The 20,141-nt window shown below is 40.1% G+C and carries 20 protein-coding genes; 11 read left to right on the forward strand and 9 right to left on the reverse strand.

Features of this window, described 5'->3' with window-relative positions; genetic code table 11:
- Window positions 1–103 precede the first annotated feature (103 nt).
- Both MTBBW1_RS07500 and MTBBW1_RS07505 read right to left on the reverse strand, forming a co-directional pair.
- Window positions 104–550 (reverse strand): putative toxin-antitoxin system toxin component, PIN family, encoded by a 447-nt coding sequence (locus MTBBW1_RS07500; protein ID WP_080801443.1) that lies wholly within the window; start codon window positions 548–550, stop codon window positions 104–106.
- Window positions 551–555: 5 nt separating this feature from the next.
- Window positions 556–846: a type II toxin-antitoxin system Phd/YefM family antitoxin gene (locus MTBBW1_RS07505; protein WP_186441148.1), complete on the reverse strand. Its 291-nt coding sequence runs from the start codon at window positions 844–846 to the stop codon at window positions 556–558.
- Window positions 847–1,707: 861 nt separating this feature from the next.
- Here MTBBW1_RS07505 and MTBBW1_RS07510 point away from each other — a divergent pair.
- From MTBBW1_RS07510 to MTBBW1_RS07520, 3 genes are all read left to right on the forward strand, one after another.
- The gene (locus MTBBW1_RS07510) at window positions 1,708–2,205 is read left to right on the forward strand and encodes a Uma2 family endonuclease (RefSeq protein ID WP_080801450.1); all 498 of its coding nucleotides are present in this window, start codon (window positions 1,708–1,710) and stop codon (window positions 2,203–2,205) included.
- Window positions 2,206–2,604: 399 nt separating this feature from the next.
- The gene (locus MTBBW1_RS07515; RefSeq protein ID WP_080801453.1) at window positions 2,605–2,982 is read left to right on the forward strand and encodes a hypothetical protein; all 378 of its coding nucleotides are present in this window, start codon (window positions 2,605–2,607) and stop codon (window positions 2,980–2,982) included.
- Between the two features lie 48 nt (window positions 2,983–3,030).
- Entirely contained in the window at window positions 3,031–4,266 is a 1,236-nt protein-coding gene (locus MTBBW1_RS07520; protein WP_080801455.1) for a DUF418 domain-containing protein, read from the forward strand.
- Here MTBBW1_RS07520 and MTBBW1_RS07525 read toward each other — a convergent pair.
- Complete coding sequence (locus tag MTBBW1_RS07525; protein ID WP_080801458.1) at window positions 4,217–5,338, reverse strand: sigma-54 interaction domain-containing protein; 1,122 nt, start codon at window positions 5,336–5,338, stop codon at window positions 4,217–4,219. The two genes, MTBBW1_RS07520 and MTBBW1_RS07525, sit on opposite strands and share 50 nt — an antisense overlap.
- Window positions 5,339–5,685: 347 nt before the next feature.
- On the opposite strand from MTBBW1_RS07525, the gene MTBBW1_RS07530 reads away from it, so the two are divergent.
- Entirely contained in the window at window positions 5,686–6,555 is an 870-nt protein-coding gene (locus MTBBW1_RS07530) for a radical SAM protein (RefSeq protein WP_080801460.1), read from the forward strand.
- Window positions 6,556–6,875: 320 nt separating this feature from the next.
- Entirely contained in the window at window positions 6,876–8,897 is a 2,022-nt protein-coding gene (tkt, locus tag MTBBW1_RS07535) for a transketolase (protein WP_080801462.1), read from the forward strand.
- A gap of 541 nt (window positions 8,898–9,438) precedes the next feature.
- Here tkt and MTBBW1_RS07540 read toward each other — a convergent pair.
- Complete coding sequence (locus tag MTBBW1_RS07540; RefSeq protein ID WP_080801465.1) at window positions 9,439–10,998, reverse strand: bifunctional GNAT family N-acetyltransferase/carbon-nitrogen hydrolase family protein; 1,560 nt, start codon at window positions 10,996–10,998, stop codon at window positions 9,439–9,441.
- Between the two features lie 377 nt (window positions 10,999–11,375).
- Here MTBBW1_RS07540 and MTBBW1_RS07545 point away from each other — a divergent pair, with 377 nt between their 5' ends.
- From MTBBW1_RS07545 to MTBBW1_RS29945, 3 genes are all read left to right on the forward strand, one after another.
- Window positions 11,376–11,681: an MTH1187 family thiamine-binding protein gene (locus tag MTBBW1_RS07545; protein ID WP_080801468.1), complete on the forward strand. Its 306-nt coding sequence runs from the start codon at window positions 11,376–11,378 to the stop codon at window positions 11,679–11,681.
- A gap of 334 nt (window positions 11,682–12,015) precedes the next feature.
- A complete protein-coding gene (locus MTBBW1_RS28250) occupies window positions 12,016–12,192 on the forward strand; it encodes a hypothetical protein (protein WP_186441149.1) in 177 nt (58 codons plus the stop codon).
- The gene (locus MTBBW1_RS29945) at window positions 12,177–12,311 is read left to right on the forward strand and encodes a hypothetical protein (protein ID WP_281255622.1); all 135 of its coding nucleotides are present in this window, start codon (window positions 12,177–12,179) and stop codon (window positions 12,309–12,311) included. Before MTBBW1_RS28250 ends, MTBBW1_RS29945 begins: the two co-directional genes overlap by 16 nt.
- Window positions 12,312–12,429: 118 nt before the next feature.
- Here the strand turns inward: MTBBW1_RS29945 and MTBBW1_RS07550 are convergent, their stop codons facing one another.
- A complete protein-coding gene (locus tag MTBBW1_RS07550) occupies window positions 12,430–13,137 on the reverse strand; it encodes a flavodoxin family protein (protein WP_080801470.1) in 708 nt (235 codons plus the stop codon).
- 936 nt (window positions 13,138–14,073) lie between these two features.
- Between MTBBW1_RS07550 and MTBBW1_RS07555 the strand changes: the two genes are divergently transcribed.
- On the forward strand, window positions 14,074–14,418 hold the full coding sequence (locus MTBBW1_RS07555; RefSeq protein ID WP_080801472.1) for a DsrE family protein: 345 nt from the start codon (window positions 14,074–14,076) through the stop codon (window positions 14,416–14,418).
- Window positions 14,419–14,697: 279 nt separating this feature from the next.
- Here MTBBW1_RS07555 and MTBBW1_RS29430 read toward each other — a convergent pair whose 3' ends face one another.
- The 3 genes from MTBBW1_RS29430 to MTBBW1_RS07565 form a co-directional block, all read right to left on the reverse strand.
- A complete protein-coding gene (locus tag MTBBW1_RS29430; protein ID WP_245809295.1) occupies window positions 14,698–14,853 on the reverse strand; it encodes a helix-turn-helix domain-containing protein in 156 nt (51 codons plus the stop codon).
- Entirely contained in the window at window positions 14,853–15,404 is a 552-nt protein-coding gene (locus MTBBW1_RS07560) for a Crp/Fnr family transcriptional regulator (protein WP_245809296.1), read from the reverse strand. The genes MTBBW1_RS29430 and MTBBW1_RS07560 overlap by 1 nt, the downstream gene beginning before the upstream one ends.
- A gap of 759 nt (window positions 15,405–16,163) precedes the next feature.
- Window positions 16,164–16,817: a flavodoxin family protein gene (locus MTBBW1_RS07565; RefSeq protein WP_080801475.1), complete on the reverse strand. Its 654-nt coding sequence runs from the start codon at window positions 16,815–16,817 to the stop codon at window positions 16,164–16,166.
- Window positions 16,818–17,321: 504 nt separating this feature from the next.
- Here MTBBW1_RS07565 and MTBBW1_RS07570 point away from each other — a divergent pair.
- Together MTBBW1_RS07570 and MTBBW1_RS07575 are read left to right on the forward strand one after the other, a co-directional pair.
- Window positions 17,322–18,074, forward strand: a complete 753-nt coding sequence (locus tag MTBBW1_RS07570) for a substrate-binding periplasmic protein (protein WP_080801478.1) — start codon at window positions 17,322–17,324, stop codon at window positions 18,072–18,074.
- 27 nt (window positions 18,075–18,101) lie between these two features.
- Window positions 18,102–18,995 carry a sugar phosphate isomerase/epimerase family protein gene (locus MTBBW1_RS07575; RefSeq protein ID WP_080801481.1) on the forward strand — a complete coding sequence of 298 codons (894 nt, stop codon included), beginning with the start codon at window positions 18,102–18,104 and terminating at the stop codon, window positions 18,993–18,995.
- Between the two features lie 404 nt (window positions 18,996–19,399).
- Here the strand turns inward: MTBBW1_RS07575 and MTBBW1_RS07580 are convergent, their stop codons facing one another.
- Window positions 19,400–20,140 (reverse strand): metal-dependent transcriptional regulator, encoded by a 741-nt coding sequence (locus MTBBW1_RS07580; protein WP_080801484.1) that lies wholly within the window; start codon window positions 20,138–20,140, stop codon window positions 19,400–19,402.
- Between the last annotated feature and the right edge of the window lies 1 nt (window position 20,141).

Genomic DNA, 20,141 nt, shown 5'->3' on the forward strand with positions numbered 1-20,141 from the left:
GATTTTGAGTTTATTGTATTGTTACTCAGAACATATCACCTTAATTGAGGATTGTTTCGGTGTTTTTTATAGTCATTAACTTTTTAACTAAACTTGGCGAGTATCACTCCAAATAGTCATCAAAAAACTCTGCGACAGTTATGATCGGGATATCTTCAAATATGTTCAAGTTTAACAGATGCTTGTCACCGGAAATAATGATATCGGTTTCTCCTTCCTTGGCACACACCAAAAACATATCATCACTGGGGTCATCTTCAATGACATGAAGCTCAGTATCACCTTTAACAATCGTTGCGACGTTCATCAGATCATCAATGAATTGAGAAAAATACCTATCTATATCAACTTTGCCTTGAGTTTTGTTATTAAGAATTTTCTGTATATGAGGATAAAAAAAAACACGCCGTGCTTCATCAATTATGGCGTCTGATGAGATTAAAATGAGTTTTCCCTCAAATATTAATGTCATTATCATTGCAGGTCTTCCGTTGGGGCTGATGATTGAACTGACAAGAATATTGGTATCAATAACGACTCGATAGAACATGGTTTTTATTTCTTTTTATTTTCTCTTTCCACTTTTCGTGTTTCTTGCACTGCCTCCATCACTAACGATTCCATTTCTTCAGGGTCGGAATCTGCCATTAAATCATGAAATCGTCCGACGCTCTTTTTTAATTTGTTTCGGTTATTCTTGAGAACCGAATATTTGCTCATGGAAATAATGGCAACCATCGGTTTACCCGAACGCTCGATTACATAATCGTCCCCTCGTAAAGAGACCTCATTCATTATTTCCCCTAAATTCTGCCTGGCTTTTATAGCGGAAACTGTTTTTTCCATTTTTTGTATCCTCATTTGCTTTTTATATTATCATATCGATTGATATGGTTGACATAGTCATAATATCATATTATCAATATTTGTCAAATTTGTGAACAACTAATGAGGGGGCAACAACCATTCGGAAAAAGTTAACCGACAGAAAAGCCTGCTACATTAGGCATCCTTCATAAGACCATGAAAGTAGTTTACACTTTTTTGATGACTAATCCTGAAAAATGGGGATTTCATTTGAGAAAGTGTAAAGCGGGAAATGAAACATGCCCTACATTATCTCTAAAATTAGTAAGATAGATGTAGTGTTGGTTAAATTTAAAAAAGGGGAGTTCTCCATAAAATAATGTTTTATGAACAGCGTGAGAATGCCGCAAGTTTCTAAGTAGCCCTGTTGATCTTAAATAATTATACAATTGCCCATAGCAGCAACAATAACGAACTTGTAGAGCCTGAGAACGGGGAGGACGTTCTGTAAATTTATTATCTTAAGGAATTGATTTTTAATAACGTACATGGCCGATACCTGCCACAATCTAAGGAGTGAAAGTCGTTTTTAAAACAGGCTGTTACAGAGACTTTCATATAAACTTGTCCATTCATCTCACCTCCAGCCACCTCTTACAGGCTTACGATGGGGAGCTTGGTTAAGTTAATTAAACCCAATTACTAAACTTGACATGAGTACAAAAAAAGTACAGTATAATTGTATAACATACATGGTGCTTCACCGCCACAAGCGAATCATTGAAAGTCTTTTTTAAAACAGCCCCTTACGGAGGCTTTCTAATAAAAAAATCGGCAAACATACACAAAAGGGAAAGCTATTTAATGATCACTGCTTCCTCCCCTTGTTGAGAGGTCAAAATGGAAATCGAACACCTATTTCTTCAATCAGACAAACTTGGCATCAGGCTTGAGATAATGGGGAACCTTCCGGTATGGGAACCACAACCTGTTTACAGGCACCAGAAACATGCAAGACGAATCTCGGAAAGCATCAGGCCATTGAATAACACATCCTCCAAATCCTGTGGCTGCATCTGGATTCAGGATGTTTACATTAAATTCCCCAATGGCCTTAAGCGCCCTGATATCTCCATTCTCTGCCATGAGCCTCCTGAAGAGGAGCAGGATCACGCTATAACCATAATACCGGAAGCTGTTGTTGAAATCATCAGCAAAGGATTTGAAAGAAAGGACCTCAAAGAGGGACCCGCATTCTATCTTGCCAACGGAGTGAAAGATATTATTGTCTTCGATCCTTTCACAAAAAAAACATATCATTTCAGGCCAGACTTTGAAGCCCAATATGAAACCCCTGTGACAATCTCCTTAGAGTGCGGATGCAAAGTTGATTTATGATATCCCGTAACTCCATAAAAAATCCAAATCAGACAACATGGTTCCGCAAAATCCATAAAACAGGAACTGTTGATTCCGCTTTAAAAACAACAGACGATTTTTTGTTACCCTTCCTTTTGACATTCATCTGATCTATCCAGATTTTTTCAAATAAAAATTACCAATTTTAAAACTGCATTTATTTTACCACAAAATTCCCAACGCAATAAAATACTGTAATTTAAGACAATATCACCTCTTATCTCAAATCATAAAAAAAATCCGGGAAACTATCATAAAAATAGAGAACTATCCTGCACATTTTTTTTGTGTTCCACACTCCAGAAGGAACATATTTTGCTCAAAGGCAATCCATAGCTGTTAATTACTCCGTTTTTTAACTGATTAAAGGAGCCTGACATGAGCATCAAATGGAAATTCTGGGAAAAAGATTCCGGCACACCCACCTCTTCTTCAAAAAACAACATTGATAAGCTTCAAAAACCAAAGGATCTGCCTGACAGGGTTGGACGCCACATGGTTGTAAAACTTGAGCTTGATCCTGACTGGGTCTGGAGTCTCAAGTGTGTTTTCAGAAAACAAGCTGACAAACCTGGTTGGTTTGATATCAAAATTTTTGATCCCAGGGAACTTGAGGCAACCGGCAGCAAGCTTTTAAGCTACTCTTCACTTGATGCACATCCTGAAATCATTCTTTATCAAGGCACATATCTTGACAAAAGTGATCAGGTCACCCTTACCAAGAGAGAGGGTGACACCCGAAAACATGCTGCATGACAACTATTCTGATGTTATGATTGTGATACAAAAAAGCAGGATATAATTATGCCGGATAACCTTAACATGGAAACACTATGTAATAATGTTATACATATCCCTGAACAATGCATCCCAAACACAAAAAAACGTATAAAGGGATATGATCTGGCAAGAAGTGTGGCTTTACTGGGGATGATTATAATAAACTTCAAATGCTCACTCTCACAATTTCCTTCTGATATTCCCTGGCTTTACAATCTGATTGAGAAGTGCGAAGGGAGAGCGGCTGCACTTTTTGTCATGCTTGCAGGTACAGGGATATCACTTCTTACGCGAAAGGCACTTCAAAATAGTATTAATGGAGAAGAGGCAAAACCACTTGATTCAAACAGAGAGGAATTAATACATTTTTTTCGCAGACTTCTTCTCAAACGCGGAGTTTTTCTATTCTTATCAGGTGCGGCATTAAGTGCATTATGGCCCTGGGATATTCTTCATTTTTATGGAATCTATCTTACAATTGCAGCTTTTATCTTCCACCGTTCAGACAGGTTTCTGGCAGGCTCTGTTATTATATCCATCCTGATTTTTGCAGCATATCTTATTATTGAACCTGACGAGAGCTGGATGGAGATGCTTGTGGAGGGGTATGACACTCCCTGGTATATGGAAATATTTACAGCTTTTACACTGTTTCATGGGATGTATCCGGTTTTTCCATGGATAACATTTCTGCTTGCAGGTATGTACATTGGACGACGGTATGTTTCCGGAAAAGGATTTTCAGAATGGCTTTTCATTGTGGGAATAAGCCTTACAATAGTGTCAGAATTTATCTTCAAGGATCTTGAAGCTGTTATGACGCCTCCCTCAATTCTTTTCCTGTTTTCAGCCGGAGGGTGTGCCATGTCAATCATTGCTGTATGCCTTTATATAATGAACCGGGTGGAGTCTGTTTCCACAAAAGTTAAACCTTCATTTGTAAGGCAATCATGGATAAGGCAACCATGGGTAAGACAATCATGGGTTAAGCCATTTACAGATGCAGGCAAAATGATTTTGACAATCTACGTGGCACATATTCTCCTTGGTATCAATATCATGCTTTTGTCAGGCTTAGATGAGTTGTCAATTGTAATTCATATTACAGGTGCTGTACTATTTTATTTACTATCCCTTGCCTTTGCATCCCTGTGGTTCAAATATTATACAAACGGCCCGCTTGAGTGGGTGATGAGAAAATTTTCAGGCATTACTGCAAATAAGGAGCTGTACGGGGTTCAGTTGCAGCACTCTCCTTAAATCCCTCTTTGCTCAGATTATATTTACTCATCAGTTTATGAAGCTGGCGGGTTGAGATCCCTGCTGCCTGGGCAGTAATGTTGATTTTTCCCCTGTATTTTGCAAGAAGAGTTTCAAGATAAACTCTCTCAATACTTTCAACCCCCTTTTGACGAACCTCGGCAAGTGTCAAATCTGTATCAGTATCTGACGCCCTTGTTTCAATTGAAACAATAGGCCGACCTGCAAAAATATCAGGGGGGAAATTGTCAGGCATAAGAATGGAGCTCTCTTCCAGGATATAGGCTCTCTCCATGAGATTCTCAAGCTCTCTTATGTTACCCGGCCATTCATACTCAACAAAGGCTTCTACAACATCAGGGTGTATGCTGTTGATACCCTTCATGTGAAAGATGTTGAGTTTTTTAAGAAAAAGAGTCATGAAATAGGGAATATCTTCCTTTCTGTCTTTAAGGGAAGGCAACTCAATTGGAAAGACATTCAGGCGGTAATAGAGGTCTTTTCTAAAGAGTTTTTCCTCACACATCTGTTTAAGATCAATGTTGGTGGCTGCAATGATCCGGACATCTGTATGAATATTTTCTTCCCCTCCTATTCGCTGAAACATATTATCCTGGAGCACCTGAAGCAGCTTTATCTGTGCTGATGGAGTAATTGTACCTATTTCATCAAGAAATATGGTACCTCCCCTTGCTGTCTCAAACTTGCCTGCCTTTTTTCTTATGGCTCCGGTAAAAGATCCCTTCTCATGTCCAAAAAGCTCACTTTCAATCAAAGTATCAGGAATGGCTCCACAGTGAAGCTGCACAAACTGTTCTCTGCATCTTGGTGAGAGGCGGTGAATCAATCTTGCAGTAACTCCCTTGCCTGTTCCTGTCTCTCCTGTCAAAAGCACAGTGCTTCTCGTGGAAGCTACTGCACGGACATCATTGAATACTTTCTGCATATGGGTGTTTTTGGTTTGCAGAAGTTCAAAAACAACAGGATCCCAGTTCTGCTGATTCTCATCCTGAATCACTATTTCCGATTCCATGCCTTTAGTGAAATATTTGGTATTGCTATATTGTTCCATATCCTACAATCTTTACTAAAAGATGAATTTATCGTTCTCAATACTATATATACTAACACAATGGCTGACCAAGCACTATATGTAGTTCAAAATCAGAACATCTTAATAGTTTACGAGATAATTATTATCTTTGCCAAATATAGCCCCTTTGGAGTGTATGGGCAAATATAAAAAAAATAAATAAATATATTTTGCAAAGTGCTGCAAAGCAGATAAAAGAGCGGTGGGGTATTTTTTTGTTTAAAAAATTGTTTTTTCAGGCATTTTCAGGTAAAAAAGCAGTCTGTATAACCACCATGCCCTAACGGGCGCAGGCAAATATTTCAAGGAAGGAACAAGAGAGTATCATGCATTATGAAGGCAATATCATCCGGCCACCAAGCGAAGCAAACAGTATTCTTCTGCAGGTAACAGTGGGGTGCTCCCACAATAAATGTGCGTTTTGCGGAGCATACAGAGGTGAGAGATTCACAATAAAAAAAGATGATATCATTTTTGAAGATATTGATTTTGCGGCAAAGTATTGCAGAAATCAGTCAAGGCTCTTTATCTGTGACGGAGACGCCCTTATTATTCCCCAGAAAAGGCTTGTCCCCATACTTGAAAGAATATCCCAACGTCTTCCCTGGGTTGAGCGTGTAGGGCTTTACGCCAATACAAAAAGCATTCGCATGAAAAGTGACAGTGAGCTTGCAGAACTTCGTCAACTTGGAGTTAAAATAGCCTATATGGGCCTGGAAACAGGTGACGACGTAACGCTGAAAAAAATCAATAAAGGAGCTGATTCAGCCCGCATGATTGAGATGGGCAAAAAAATCCGCAAAGCCGGCATCAAACTTTCCATTACTGTGCTGCTGGGGCTTGCAGGAAGAGAAAGATCAGATATTCATGCAGCAGAGACAGGACGTGTTCTTTCAGCCATTGATCCTGAGTTTGTTGGAGCATTGAGTCTTATGCTCATTCCAGGCACACCCATGCACAAAGATTTTGAAAACGGCAATTTTGAACTTATAACACCGGATGAGATGCTCAGAGAACTTGGTACCATGATTGCTACAACCCAGCTTACATCAGGGCTTTTTCATGCCAACCATGCATCAAACTACCTTCCAATAAGGGCACACCTGCCCAGGGACAGGGAAAAAACCCTTGCACTTATTGCCAGCGCCCTTGAGGGAAAAGTGCGCTTAAAACCGGAATACATGAGAGCATTGTAACCTACTCAAAGCTATACCTATGATCTTCTGACGAGACATATGATCTTTTGACCATTTATATATCAATCTTTGGCATCTTTCATTTGTCGGTTTACACTTTTTTTGAACCATGATTTTCATGATTAAGGGATTACCTTGATTTTTAATCGTGTTAATCCTTAAATCCTTTAATCATGGTTCAGAATTTTTCGAAAAGTGTAAACTAATTGTGAGTTGATATGAAAGATGTCCAATCTTTTATGGAAACTTTATAATAAATATTTTAAAAACAGGCTATTACAGAGGCCTTCCAGTAAAAAACAAACAGACAGGAGAAAAAAATGGCTGCTGCCGACAAAGCCCTTGAACAAAAATGTATCAACACCATCCGCACCCTTTCCATTGACGCCATCCAGAAGGCAAATTCTGGTCACCCCGGAGCACCCATGGGACTTGCACCAGCGGCATTTGTCCTGTGGAACCGCTGCATGAAGCATAATCCGGCAAATCCCGCATGGATTGACCGTGATCGTTTTGTCCTGTCAGGAGGCCATGCATCAATGCTTCTCTACAGTATGCTTTACCTTGACGGCTATGGACTTACCATTGATGATATTAAAAATTTCAGACAGTGGGAGAGCAGAACTCCAGGTCATCCTGAGTATGGCCACACAAGCGGAGTTGAAACAACAACAGGTCCTTTAGGACAAGGGGTTGCCAATGCAGTTGGAATGGCAATGGCAGAAAGACACCTTGCAGCACGTTTCAACAAAACGGAAAATGAAAACGGCAAAATAATTGATCACTTTACATATGTTATGTGCGGTGATGGTGACCTTATGGAAGGTGTTGCCAACGAAGCTATATCCCTTGCAGGCCATCTTGGTCTTGGGCGCCTTATATGCCTTTATGACGACAATGCCATATCCATTGAGGGAAGCACTGAAATTGCTTTTACCGAAAATGTTGAAGCAAAATTTGAGGCAATGAACTGGCATGTTATTTCCGTGCCCGACGGAAATGATACAGATGCCATTCAAGCTGCCATTGAAGCGGCACAAAAAGAGACAGAAAAGCCAAGCCTTGTTAAAATAACAACAAAGATAGCATATGGCAGCCCCAACAAACAGGGCACCTCTGCTGCCCACGGCTCTCCGCTTGGTGCTGAAGAGATAAAGCTTGTAAAGGAATTTTTTGGTCTTCCTGTTGATAAAGATTTTTATGTTGCAGATGATGTATTACAAGAGTGCCGAAAAACACTTGAAAATGGCAATAAAGCAGAACAGATGTGGCAAGATTGTTTTAATGCCTACAAAGATGAATACCCTGAACTTGCAGCAGAACTTGTGGATGCTGTAAGCGGCTTTCTAACCTCTGGATGGGATAAAGATATTCCTCTTTTTACCCCCGAAGATAAACCCATTGCAACCCGTGCTGCATCCGGAAAGGTTCTCAATGCAATAGCTTCCAACCTTCCTGCACTCATGGGAGGCTCTGCGGATCTTGCCCCTTCAAACAACACATATCTTAAAGAATTCAACGATTTCCAAAAAGAGAGCTACGAAGGAAGAAACATAAGATTTGGAGTCAGGGAACATGCCATGGGAGCAATAATGTCAGGCATGTATCTTCATGGCGGTATCCGTCCGTATGGCGGGACATTCCTGGTATTTGCAGATTATGTAAGACCTGCTGTAAGGGTTGCATCCCTTATGAACCTTCCACTTATTTATGTATTTACCCATGACAGTGTTGCTGTGGGAGAAGACGGCCCAACCCATCAGCCTGTTGAACATGTGGCATCACTAAGAATCATTCCGGGGCTTAACGTCATACGGCCTGCTGATGCAAACGAAACTGCCGATGCCTGGAAAAAAGCTCTTATGACAGTGGATTCACCCACTGCCCTTATTCTGAGTCGTCAGAACCTGCCTGTTCTGGACATAAGCAAAGCTGACGGTGACCTAAGTTGTGGAGCATATATTCTGAAGGATGTACCAAGGGACAAGCAAATTGATATTATCCTGATTGCCTCGGGTTCTGAGGTACATCTTTGCGTCAATGCCGCAGCAGAGCTTGAAAAAGAGAATATCAATGCCAGGGTTATCAGCATGCCAAGCTGGGAACTCTTTGAAAAGGCTCCATTGTCATACAGACAACGAATCCTGCCCGACAAAGTCAAGGTGCGCCTTGCAGTTGAGGCCGGAGTTACCATGGGATGGGAAAAATATGTGGGTGACGCAGGCCGTGTTATTGGCATAAACAGATTTGGGGCATCTGCTCCGGGCTCAAAGGTTCTTTCTGAATATGGCATCACCGGCGACAATATTGTTCAACAGGCAAAAGAGCTTGTCAACAAATGACCTTTAGAAAACAACTCTGATTTTTAGTTGCCTTTTTGGTTCAACTTTCATTTATGGGTTTTTATTTTTCACAAGAGCGGGGACAGAGTTGTAAAATCTGTCCCCCAAATAATGATGGCCTCACAAAAAAATCGGAAATGAATAAAACGCTATTAATAATTTCAATGATTTATGACTAAAATAAACATTGTATATACTCAAATTCAGTGTACAGGACAAAAAAATGGTTCACATCAAATTTCTTGGTAAAATCAATATGTTAAAGAACTTAGCATATTTGCCGACAATAACATATAACATACTGATATTATTTAAAATTTAACACACCTATTGATTTTTTGTCCTGTACAATGACTCAAATTATTGCTTTTCCGGTAGTTATTGCATTTTTCTGAATCAGGATAACCAGGATGAAAAGGATGTTCAGGATAGATAATCCTGCCTTATCTTGTTAATCTTGGGCATCCTGATTCAGACAGTATCAACAATGCTCAAAATATCATAGGTGTCGATTTTGAGTATATATCTTTTCCTGCCAATCTTACTCAACCTGGACAATCTCAATCTTTGTTTTTCCATGCAGGTTATACAGGTCAGACCTTATATCATGAAGTGGACGGACGGTGGCTATATGCCGCTGCTGGGAAAGTGAAGAAAGAGCCAACTCTGATACAACCACTGTTTCCACATTCGGGTCAGCCTCCCCTCCAATACCCTTTTCCGGAAATGAAAAATCACTGGGGGTCAGAATTGCTGCCTGACTGTAATTCATGAAAGAACCGGATTGTGTCTGCATATTCCCAACGCTTCCTGTCATTACAACATAAACAAAATTTTCAACAGCTCTGGCCTGTGCGCAATGCCTGACCCGGTAATAGGCCTTTTTCTCTTCAGTATAAAAAGGGACAAAAATAATTTCCGCTCCAGCAAGTGTCAGGAGACGTGAGACTTCAGGAAATTCAATATCATAGCAAATCTGAATTGCTATTCTTGCCAGGGGAGTTCTGAATATCTTTATGTTGCTGCCAGGTTCAATAGCGCACTGATTGCGCTCCGCAGGAGTAATGTGAAGTTTCTCCTGTGTATATACATTGCCTGAAGGTGTAAACAGATGGGCTGTATTGTAATAAAGACCTTCCCTGAAAACCGGGTGGGACCCCCCAATAATGTAGATATTATACTGTTGAGAAAATTTTTTAAACATCTCGATATATTGATCAGTATAACCGGCAAGCTCAATGGTTGCCTCTTTCATGGTAAGTCTTTTTTTATAGCTTAATAACTGGTATGTAAAATATTCAGGGAACAGCAAAAAATGACAATGGTATGAATCTGCTGTATCTATAAAAAATTCAACAGAGCGTTCAAGCTCTTCAAATGACTGGATTGGACGCATGAGGTATTGGGCACTACAGACCCTCACCCTTCGGGCATGGGCAGTTGAAAGAACAGATGAAGATATTTTTTTCTTTGCCAGATTAAAATCAGGATTTGGCATTTCAAGATATGTTGAATAGTTAAGGCTTGACTTATCAATAGTAATATCCAACTGTACTTTCTTCACATGGTATCCAGCCTTAAGATGAGCATTCAGGGCCTGGTCTTTTATTTCCCCTTTTATAACCTTTTCCACATATTGCTCTGCAGACATCTTCCCTGCATGGTTTTTATATCCTGGCAGCCGTCCATACGCAATCATCCGCCTCAGGTTATATCTTTTCATGATGCGGATTCGGCGTTGATACAGCATTATTGCAATTCCCCGGCGTTGATAATCCGGATGTACGGCAATATCAGCACCATAAAGGGTATCTCCGTCCGGGTTGTGGGTACTGAACGTGCCGGCCCCTGTCAATTCATCTACGTCATACCAAAAATTATCATCAATCATAACGATGATACTTGTAGCATATCCAACAACCTGATTGCCGCAGACTGCAACAATCTGTCCCTGGGGAAATGCAGAAAATTGCATTTCATACTGACGTGAATTATAAATGAATTCTTCAGAATAGTCGTGATATGTGGCTCTGCTGCATTCGATTATTTGTGGAATATCTTCAATACGCCATCTTCTGGTGGTTATTTTGCTTTTTGTCATGTTAGTTTTTCCAAATTAATCGAGCTGGTAATGCTTGGTTCTTTACCGTGGAAATGGATACAATTTTTAATATTCGGGGGTGGCTGGATGGCAGCCATGACCGTTTACCGTGAAAATGGATACAAATTTTTATATTCGGGGGTGGCTGGATGACAGCCATGACCGTTTACTCAAAATCGACACATAGAGAGTTCCAGAAAAATATTTTTCCATCTCAACTTTGAAGGGCAACCACATAGGGTTGCCCCTACGTTGTGCTTGCAAATTTAATAATCTGGAAAACTATATCTCATGTGAAAAACCATGCCATAATTAAATTGTTTAAGCCAGAAGATTCTTAACAATTAAAGATAAATATGAAAAAAGGAGAACATGTTATGAACGTTATTATCGATTTGTGTATTGTACCCCTTGGAGTCGGGGTTTCCGTGTCAAAATATGTGGTGGAATGCCACAACATCATCAATGCAGCCGGCCTGAAAAGCTCACTTCATGCTTATGGTACAAACATTGAAGGGGAATGGAACCTGGTGTTTGACACAGTAAAAAAATGTCACGAACGAATCCATGAGATGGGAGCTCCAAGGATCACGACCACCATCAAATTGGGAACAAGAATTGACCGTGAGCAGACAATGGATGATAAGATTAAAAGTGTAAAAGAGAAACTCTCTTCTCAATAATCAAAAGCATCATATAGTATTCCAGTTTATCTGGAATACTATAGATATCTGGCGTGAATTCAAACAGACCCTGATTTAAGGATAATATAATATCCATAAAATTAATATTATGATGATAAATCAAAGCCGACACCTATGATCTTTTGAGCCTTGTCAACATTGTCTGAATCAGGATGTCCAAGATTAACAAGATAAGGCAGGATTATTTATCCTGAGCATCCTTTTCATCCTGGTTATCCTGATTCAGACAAATTCAATAACTGCTCAAAAAGCAATAAGGTGTCGATTTTGAGTAATAATGGTGTATATATTGACCATTAACATGGGATGACAAATGGAATTTTCATTGCATACTCCGGAAGAGATATCCCAAACTCTTGCAGCAAGGGTGAAGCAACTGCACCTGATGAAACGCTGGAAACGTGAGACACTCTCCCAGCGCTCTGGTGTCACTCTGGCATCCTTGAAACGGTTTGGCAGAGTGGAAAAATCTCCATGGAGAACTTTCTGAAACTGATCTTTGCCCTTGGACGGCTGGATGAAATGTCCACCCTGCTTCAACCTCCTGCTGCCCGTTCCAAAGTTCTTGTCGGTGTTTATGAACACAAAATTCAGAAGATAATAACCTAAGGAACGGGGTCTAAATAACTTGCCCATTCACCTCACCCCCCAACCCTCTCTCCATGACTGGAGAGGGGGAGTTTGGGTAAGTTAATTAAACCCTATTACTAAACCTCCATGACCGGATTCATCTGTTGTTTTTAAACTGCATCATCTCCATAAACGCATCTTTTACCTCTTTGGTTGCCTTCTCTCTATCATGACCGGCCCTTAAAATTTTACCAAGGGTTTTCCCTGCCTGACGAGCCTTTTCCATGCATACCTCGTCCTTGCTGACACAGGGGATATCCTCTTCAGTCAATTGAAAGCCAGCTCCGTATCTGGCATAGACAGCCCCAACCTTACATGTTTCTCCATACCCGCAGAAGTAACAACCATTTGCACCTAATCCATCAGCGCGACCAACAACCTGAATAAAGTTATACATGCAGAACTGCTCAAGTATTGCAGTGACCGGCCCTGTCAATCTCCCTCCAGCAGCAACCGTTACCGCGGGTTTGCCCCATAGCACACTGCTTTCTTTATGACGGAATTGATACCATCGTTCTAAAAAACAGTGCATATTTGCATTTAGAGTGGAGAAAAAATTGCATCCACCAAGAATGTATGCATCTGCTTCAAGAATTTTCTCCCTGAGAGGGGTAAAATCATCTTTTAATTTACATATATTATCATCGACACAGCCCATACAGCCAATGCAACCTTGGATTTTTTTACCTGCAAGAGAAACAAGATCACAGTCGTATCCTGTATTTTCTGCAACAGCCTTGACAAGTTTAAGTGTGGAGGATCTTTTTTCTATACGGGGGCTTCCTGAGATGGCTAAAATTTTCATATTTTTCTTTCCTTATGCCGGTTATTTTTTTAATGTAGTCATTGCTACAGATTTTCTTATCAGTCAGGTTATATAATTCAAAGCAGCTCAAAAATGGGCATTTTTCATATCAACTTAAAAGTAGTTTACACTTTTGGGGAAATATTGAACCTTGATTAAAAAGACATGATTAATTACGTATCAATCACCCCTAAATATAAAAATGATAGTCATTTTCACGGTAAACAGTCATGGGTGTCATCCAGCCACCCCCGAATATGAAAATATGTATCCATTTTCACGGTAAACGGGCATGGCTGCCATCCAGCCACCCCCGAATATAGAAAATTGTATCCATTTCCACGGTAAAAGATTTAAGGATTAACATGACCTTAATCCGTGGCACGGTTTTTGATACATGCTGAAATTATTAAGAAAACTTAATTTTGGCTTTCACCTCGCAGGTGAAGTAACAAATAGATTTTTTCCAATGATTTAAGACAATATCAAATTGCGTGCCACGGATTAAGGATGATTTAAAAATCAGTTTAATCCTCAAAATCGACATCTTATTGCTTTTTCATAAGTTATTGCAGGTGTCTGAACCAGGATAACCAGGATGGATAGGATGCTCAGGATAGATAATCCTGCCTTATCCTGTTAATCCTGGGAATCTTGATTCAGACAGTTTTGACAAGGCTTACAAGATCATAGGTGTCGACTTTGAGTTAATCCCTTAATCATGAAAATAATGGTTCAGAAAAAGTGTAAACCGATAAATGAAACATACCCAAAAATGAGCCATTCTTAAAAGATGAAGGATGCCCGATTTTGAGTAGATAATCTTGCCTTATCCTGATAATTTTGGACATCCTGTTTAGACAGTATTCACAAGAGCCAAAAGATCATAAATAGCAAGTTTGAAAAGATCATAAATAAAGAAAGGAACAGAAGAAAATGGGAACACCAAACAAACTCCACATACTTTGGACCAATGACAACGTTATTACAGCGGAAAAAATGGTTTTCATGTATGCTGTAAATTCAAAAAAAAGAGACTGGTGGAATGAGGTAACAATCATAATTTGGGGTGCCACAGCAATACTTGTAAGTGAAAACAAGCAGATACAGCAACTCATAGAAGAAGCCAAACTTGAAGGTGTGCATATAACAGCCTGTAAAGCATGCGCCGATCAGCTCGGTGTAACGGAAAAACTGGAATCTCTTGGTATTGAAGTTACTTACCAGGGTCTTCCTTTAACCAAAATACTAAAAGATAATGAAAAACTTATCACAATATAACATTTTTGACGAATACACACCACAATTGAAGATTTGCCCTTGACCGGCTGGATGAAATTTATATTTTTTTTTATATAAAAGTCTCGGTAACAGCCTGTTTTTAAAACGACTTTCATCTCTTCGATTGTGGCGGTCATCAGCCATGTACGTTTATAAGAAAGTCCCCGTGATTCAAGGCTTCTCAAGACTTTCATGCTTCGTTGTGGTAGATGTGTGTCTGCCATGTATGTTATTTAAAAACAGGCCATCACAAAGACTTTCATGTAAAAAGACCATCAATTAAGAAGCGGGTTCTAAAGCGGGCAGAATGAGTAGCTTGTCTTCAAGAATTATTTTACCCGCTTCTTTAAGAGCTTTCATTGCTCGGGTAATTGAAACTCTGTGGGCTCCTGTTAAGAAACTCAGATCCTCATGGGTCAAAGGGAACTGAATCACTAAACCTTTTTACTTTTTGTCCCATGCGCTTTTGCCACATTGCTCAGTATCCGATAGAGACGTTCCTCAATGTTTGTAACTGCAAGATTGCCGACCTGGGTTGTTAGCCAGGAGATTCTTTCACTGAGGGTTTTAATGACCTGAAGTCCGACAGCTGGATGCTTCAGCACCAGCTCCTCAAATTGACTTCGGGTAAACCCGCATGTCAAAGTATCTTCAAGGCAGACAGCACTGACAGGATACTCTCCCTCTTCTGAAAACATATTCTCCCCTACAAAGTCGCCACCTTTCCGAATATCAAGCATCAACTCAGTGCCATTTTCAAGCACCTTGGTAAGTTTAATGCGCCCACCTTTAATAAGAAACACCTCGTTTGCAGAATCCCCCTGAAAGAACAGAGCATCCCCTTTTTTCATTTTTTTGCGCAACGCCTGACGGGAGAGTTCCTGAACATCATCCGAAGCAAGGCCCTTAAATATCCAGAGATGTCCGATGCACGTTGGTGCAAGCTCCATCTGCTTTCCTGCAATCTGTTGGCATAGACAGGTCATTTTCCACCTCTGACTGTTAAAATAGTCTGAATTTAACCATTTAAGCAGAAAACCACTCACTTAGTAAGCATAATAACTCAAAATCGACTTCTTGTTGGCTTTCTCTGCATTTATTGCATTTGTCTGAATCAGGATAACCAGGATTTACAGGATGCTCAGGATTTTTATCCTGTAAATCATTATTATCCTGGGTATCCTGATTCAGACAGCAGTGACAAGGCTCAAAAGAGAATAGGTGTCGGCTTTGAATAATAAAGAAGACATCAGGAAAAATAACACAAGCAATCCCTCCTCAAGGCATGTACATCTAACCCTTTCCTGTTTTTTTAACCGAAATTGGAAGCAAAAAAAAGTTGGCATCGTTTATGCATTAGCAATTAAACATAACCAAAATAAACATCAAAAATGGAGGTAATCACATGAAATCAGCTATCATTGAATCACTCGGATATTTTGCCGTAGCGGCTGTTGTTTGGGCATACGCTATTTTTCTTCTCTCTTTTTAAAAAAAATGGAGAAATCTATAGATGTTATTCCAAATTACGGCAACAGTTTTACGACTTCAGATAGAACAATGCATGTTGTATCTGAAATCGTAAAGCCTGTTAAATTATAAATAAACGGGCATGATTTCGTATCCATCACCCCCAAGTATAAAAATGATAGTCTTTTTTACGGTAAACGGTCATGGCCGGCATTCAGCCACCCCCGAATATGGAAATTTGTATCTATTTCCACGGTAAAAGAAACATCTATCTGCTACATTGCCAACCTGATTTTAATTTTCTCTGCAATTTTCCGTCCCAATTCACTGGCTTTATTCCACACTTCGGATTGATCTTCAACTTTACAAAATTTATCGGGAGTGGGTGTGGGATCATCTCCAAATACCCATGGTAATGAACTCATGGGGCAGGTAGCACCAAATCCACATACCAGGCATTCCGTATTGCCGGTTATTTTCAGATTTCCCAGTATTTCCATCCCCTCCACTGTCAAAGCATGCTCAATCTGTTTTCCTGTCTCTTCAAGTCCCGGTGCTCCCCGGCCAATCCCCGAGGCAACAACAACTGCAAGCCTTCCTCGATTAAGGCCGTTTTGATGCCGCATGGAAAACAATCTTTCAAGAAATGCCTTTGTAAAGCCATCAACAGAACCATAAGGCGCATATCCCCCTACAACAATCGCATCTGCGTTTTTCACCTTTTCAGCCAGTTCAGGGAAATCATCTTTCACCTTACAGATATTATCATCCTTGCATCCAAGGCAGGCGATACATGGTTTAACATTGAGCTTGCTCAGTTTTACAAATTCTGACTCCAGGCCGCTGCTCTCAAGAACTGCCTGAATCAATCTATCAGTATTACTGTTTTTAATGGGGCTACCTGAAATGCCTACAATCTGTGTTCTCATTTTTCATTCTCCTTGTCAGCTTATACTGGAACAAATTTAGTTATTTCAACTTGTTTGCACTTCACTATATGATACTTGAGATAAAATTTCTGTAGCAACTGCTACAATGGCAAAAAAACACAAAAATATCAATCTATCATGGAACAATAAAAAAATTTTTATAGCGACAAAATCATGCTCTTTTTCATGTAAAAAAAACAACGCAACCCATTTGATTTATTTTAATAAAAAGACCATATGATATATTATATTACAGCCAATAAGCTCAAAACATCATGGATTAAGGCTAAAACCAATATTTTTAAACTCTGGCACACTCTTTGGATAAGACAAAAAGAAGCCCACCAACAAACTATTGCATTGTCAAAGCTAAAAATTAGGGTTCGGTTAATTGTAGAGACAAGGCATGCCTTGTCTCTACGTTGAAGATAACCCTAAAATTAAGTGTTGACAGTTCACTATTTCATTACGGCCAACAAACAAAAAACAATTAAGGAGCAAACTATGAAGAGAGGATTAACTGTATTATTTTTTATCACTATGATTACTTTGGGTGCAGGAAATCTATTTGCAGAAACAGAAACCATTACACTTGCAACCCTTAACTGGCAACCTTTTTATGGAGAAGATCTCCCTGAAAAGGGCTTCTTTGCAGCAATTTCAAGGGAAGCATTCAAAAGAGCTGGTTACGAAATGAAAATTGAGTTCATGCCCTGGAAACGCGCCCTGGAAATGGCTAAAAAAGGGAAATATGACGGTCTTCTCGGAGCTTATCACAGCGAGGAAAGGGCACAGGAGTTCTACTTTACAGATCCGGTTTCACAAAATGAAGAGGTTTTTTTCCAGAAAAAAGGAAAAGGAATAGCGTACAGTAATATTGAAGATTTGAAGCAATACAAGATCGGCGGCTTAAGAGGAGCTGCTCCCCTGATAGAATTAAATGAAAAGGGCTTTAATGTAGAAGAGACAAACGATGATCTGATGAGCATGAAAAAACTCAATGCAGGCAGAATAGATCTTCTTGTCATCGGCAAACAGCAACTCTATTACAACATTGCCAATGTTGAAGACCTTAAAGGTTTTAAGGATGAATTTGAGGCCATTGAGCCACCGTTCAAATCCTTTGATCTTTTTTGTCCCATCACAAGAAAAAAGGCAGATGGCGAGGAGATTGTGAAAAAGTTCAATGCTGCACTTCAGGAGATGAAAGCAGATGGCACATATGATGATATATTAAAACGATTTGGACAAAAGTAAGCTCAAAAATCGTAAGGAGAAATTATCATGGACAAAAAAATGAAACTTGGGCTTCATACATACACCCTTCATCTGTGGGGGCTTGGTCAGAACTGGGGAATAATTGCTGATCCCCGTCCAAAGGAAATGACCTTGATGCAGCTCATGGACAAGGCTGTGGAGTGGGGCATTGACGGCCTTCATATCACAGGATGCGATCTGGAAAGCAAAGAAGAAAGCCGCCTTAGTGAAGTCAGAGAAGCAGCAAAAGATCATAATCTATACCTTGAATATAATTTCTCCCTTGATGAAGAGTTTGATCCCCGCCTGACCGATTCCATTGAAGATGGAATCGGCATTGCAGAACAGCTTGGTGCAGACCTTGGCAAGTTAAGCCTTGACATCCGGCGTCCCCGTCCTCTTTATGGCAGTTGCTTTCATCCTGATGTCATGCGTCAGCTTTGCGATGTGTACGACAAAATAAAAAAAGCCATTCCACTCATTGAAAAAACAGGAATCAAGCTTGCCCTTGAAAATCACACAGAAACATTTGCAGACGAGATAATATGGCTGGTTGAAAAGATAAATCATCCATTGGTGGGGGCATGTGTGGATACTGTCAACTCCATGGGTGTTCTTGAAAATCCTGAAACTGCTGTGAACAAACTTGCCCCATACGCTTTCTGCAATCACTTCTGCGACCACAAGCTTACCAGAGATCAGTTTGGTATCCGTTTCCATGGAGTGGCCCTCGGAGATGGAGATATCGACTGTTTCAAGGCATATCAAACAATAAAAAAGCTATCCCCAACAGACAGAATCACATTTGAAATTGAGTGGGATATGGGTGATGATACCCTTGAAGTGGCACGCCAGAAAGAGCTGGATGCCTGCATAAGAAGTATAAGATATGCAAGGGATGTTCTTGGGATAGGAAAATAAAAAAACATGCTGCGAGGCACAACCAAGAGTTAAAATTATCTTAAAGAATGAGGCATCTTTCATTTGTCGGTTTACACTTTTTTTGAACCATGATTTTCATGATTAAGGGATTAACTTGACTTTTAATCGTGTTAATCCTTAAATCCTCAAAATCGACATCTTATTGCTTTTTCAGAAGTTATTGCAGTTGTCTGAACCAGGATAACCAGGATGGATAGGATGCTCAGGATGGATAGGATGCTCAGGATAAATAATCCTGCCTTATCTTGTTAATCTTGGGAATCCTGATTCAGACAGTGTTGACAAGGCTTACAAGATCATAGGTGTCGACTTTGAGTAAATCCTTTAATCATGGTTCAGACAATTTTTGGAGGTTTCACAACTCAAAACAAAAGAGACTATCTTCATGCACTTTTTCTTCGCATGAATCCAAAGCCCCTTTTTCGCCGGCATTTGCCAGGGCCAAGCATGTTCTCTCCACCTGCATTAAACTGACCCCCCTCTTTCCACAACAGAATATTAGAGGCAACAGCATCATCAAGCGCAACATCGCCACCTTCACAACTGACCACAAATGAAGGTGATTTCTGGAGGAGCTTGATCATGCCGCCGGGTTTTATCTTGAGAGTATCCATCTTGTATATCTGCATATCATCGCTGTAATTTATGAATGCCACCCTTCCTGACATGCCGCTTTCAAGCTCTGTCAGAGGCATCACCGGACTCTGTACTGTGCGTGCGGCTGTTTTACAACAATCTCCCTGTGGTATTGGTTTCCCGTGGGGACAGCGTCTGGGGTGTCCAAGAAGCACACAGATACTGTCAACAAGATCAGTATTCAGAATATGCTCAAATTCACACGCTCCGGACTCAAAATCCCCTCCAAGTGCATCACATATCAGCTTTTCAGCAATTCTGTGCGCCCTTATAATTTTTCTGGCGTACTCATATCCTGCATCTGTAAGAGTAACGATGGAACCATTGTCTCCTGTCAATATATGACCTGCCTGTTCCAGATCTTCAATTATAGTGGGCTCAAAATCACTCCCAAAGGCGTTTTTAAGATAATCTGGATCTTCTATCCCATCTTCCTTTATCCGCCACAATACTTCAAGATACTCTTCTCTTTCACGCTTTTTGTTCATT

The sequence above is a fragment of the Desulfamplus magnetovallimortis genome, assembly GCF_900170035.1.
Classification (GTDB): Bacteria; Desulfobacterota; Desulfobacteria; order Desulfobacterales; family Desulfobacteraceae; genus Desulfamplus; species Desulfamplus magnetovallimortis.